We start from the raw sequence: 2,926 nt of genomic DNA on the forward strand, positions 1-2,926 counted from the left end.
ATCTAGAAGACTGGATCAATGGTGATCTTTATGTCCCTGAGGGACGCCGCCCATTGGTCTTTACAATGGATGATGTATTTTATAATAATCAAATCAGAATGGACGAAAACGGAGAGCCACGCGCCGATACAGGGCTTGTCCTGGCCTGGCAATATGCTCAGGAGCATCCGGAATTTGGTTTCAAATGGTCATTATTCTCTAATCTTGGAGATAAATGGTACGCAGATGGAGACGCTGAGGGCAAATGGAAAGAGGAGCTTGCCAAAACCATCGTCTGGGCCCTCGATCATGATGCAAGGATTTATAATCATACTTACAGACATATTCGTATGGATATAAGCGATGCTGCCGGGATTCTCTGGGAGCTCGAGCAAAACGATCTCTTTCTGCGGGAATTATTGGTTAATGCAGGTCGCGAAGATTTGATCCCGAGCCTGGGAAATATGTTTGCGGTCCCATTCGGCTATTGGCCTACGGGCAGTGGATATAACGCGATGACCAATTACATCACTCCCGAAGGGAAGCCAATGCTCGCCATTTTTGATATCGATTGGCCCGTCCGGATCAAATTTATGGCACCTCCCTATTCCCCGGAATTTGATCCGATGAAAATTCCACGGATTGCGATGCCTCCCGAAGCGGTGGAGTATCTGGTTGAGCATCAGGCAGAATTTCCCACAATGGTCAGTTGCCAGGTGGGTCCGCTTGACGCTGAGCAGGTTTCCAACCAGGAATATCTCAAAGATGCGATCCATGCATCCATCACGAGCGGAGCCTGCCCGGTGGGTATATATATTATCGAAGGGTATACTTTTGATGCCCGCCAGGGTGCGCTCCAATTAATGGATTAAATTTTCAATCTCAGTTTTCAGGTTAAAAAATATGGACACGATCACCATTTGGCTCGAAGAAATGTTGGGACTAAATCCAGATATCCAGTTCGACTTTCTTGAAACGATTCTCACCATCGTATTGCTCTGGCTGATTCAGCGTTTGCTGGTGAGCATCCTGAACAAGGTTGTAAAGGATATCAAGTATCGCTACCATTGGCAAAAGGGAATTAGCTACCTAAGCTTTTTTATCGGTTTGATTATCATCGGGCGGATTTGGCTTTCGGGGATGCAGACGCTGGTCACCTTTTTAGGATTGCTTTCAGCTGGTATCGCGATCGCGCTGAAAGACCCCCTCATGAATATCGCCGGCTGGTTGTATATTCTGGCACGCAAACCCTTCGACGTTGGCGACCGTGTAGAGATCAATAATGTCGCTGGAGATGTTATTGATATCCGCTTCTTTCAATTTTCCATTTTGGAAATCGGTAACTGGGTCAACGCCGATCAATCCACCGGGCGCGTATTACATATCCCCAATGGCATGATCTTTATCAGCATCTTAAGCAATTATACGCAGGGTTTCCAGTATATTTGGAATGAACTTGAAGTGCTGATTACCTTTGAAAGCAATTGGCGTAAAACAAAAAAAACCCTCGAAAAGATCGTTGATGAATTTATTGCCCCCCAATCCGCGGATATAGAGAATTCTGTCAGGCAGATTTCGCAGCCTTATATGATTAATCCAGGAACAACGACCCCCATTGTCTACACCTCGGTGGAAACCAGCGGTGTGCTGCTGACCATCCGCTATCTATGCAATCCACGTCTCCGCCGAAGTTCGAGCAGCACACTTTGGGAGAATATCCTGACAGCTTTCGCAGCTGCTCCAGATATTGAGTTGGCATACCCCACTCAGCGTTTCTACAGACATACCGATGAAAAAACCGTCTTATGGAAAAACGAAGGTGAAGGATGAGCGAAACTTATGTGATTGGTCACGTCAATCCGGATACTGATACTATCGCAGCTGCGATGGGCTATGCCTGGTTGTTGAACGAACGCGATGGGGCTCAGGTCACTGCTGCCCGTGCGGGCGCCGTTAATCAACAAACGGCGTGGACCCTCAATTATCTGGGTCTGGATGCGCCCAAACTGCTGAATGATGCCTCACCACGCTTTGATGCCGTAGTCCGCCGATTGGATACGACCACACCAGATGCCCCTCTCCTGGATGCCTGGGCGATCGCCTCGCGCACCTGGGGAGTTGCTCCCGTTGTGGATAAAGACGGGCAGCCTTTTGGCTTGATCACGGGGGGCAGCATTTTCGCCTTTATGAGTCAGACAATTGGCGATCAGGCCAATCGACAGGAAATGAAGATTGCCGATGTGTTGGATGCGCCCAGTCGCGCAGCCTGCAAAACCGATCTGCCGCAATTCAAATCCAGCGCCCGGATTCGTGATTCACTTAATCGGCTGTTACGCAATGAAGGGGATAATTTTTTCGTCGTGGACGATAGCGGCGCTTATGTGGGCATCTGCCGACAAAAAGATGCCCTTAACCCGCCCCGATTAAAGATCATCATGGTTGACCATAACGAGGCCCGGCAGGCATTGGCACATCTCGAAGAAGCGGAGCTGCTCGAAATTCTCGATCATCACCGGCTGGGAAACCCCTCCACGCATGTACCCATTCGTTTTACGGTCGATATTGTCGGCAGTACCAGCACTTTGGTTTCAGAGAAGGTTGAAAAGGCTGGTTTGAGCGCGCCCCCGAAAATCGCCGGGATGCTGCTCGCCGGTCTGCTTTCAGATACGCTCATATTGACATCGCCAACCACTACAGCCCGTGATCATGACGCTGCAAAAAGACTTGGGCGCTGGGCATTTGTCCACGGGAGCGTCCTGGCGGGTGAGACCGTACAATCCTATGGTGAAAAGATTCTCACCGCGGGAGCAGGCCTATCGTCGCGCGACCCGCAGGAAATCGTCAGCAGTGATATGAAGCTCTATGATGGCGGCGGATATCGCTTTGCGATTGCCCAGGCCGAGGTCACCGATTTGCTGCAATTATCCAAACATCTTGAAGATTTAAA

General features: G+C 49.5%; 3 protein-coding genes. All 3 read left to right on the plus strand.

From position 1 onward, the window contains the following. The coding region (locus AC3DOM_RS17125; RefSeq protein ID WP_487920250.1) for a polysaccharide deacetylase family protein at nucleotides 1–851 on the plus strand (851 nt) is incomplete at its 5' end. A gap of 31 nt (nucleotides 852–882) precedes the next feature. Further along, nucleotides 883–1,809 (plus strand): mechanosensitive ion channel family protein, encoded by a 927-nt coding sequence (locus tag AC3DOM_RS17130; protein WP_487920251.1) that lies wholly within the window; start codon nucleotides 883–885, stop codon nucleotides 1,807–1,809. Next, nucleotides 1,806–2,926, plus strand: a 1,121-nt coding sequence (locus AC3DOM_RS17135) for a DHH family phosphoesterase (RefSeq protein WP_487920252.1), incomplete at its 3' end; no start/stop codon positions are given. The genes AC3DOM_RS17130 and AC3DOM_RS17135, both read left to right, overlap by 4 nt.

The sequence above is a fragment of the Candidatus Desulfolinea nitratireducens genome, from assembly GCF_982879505.1.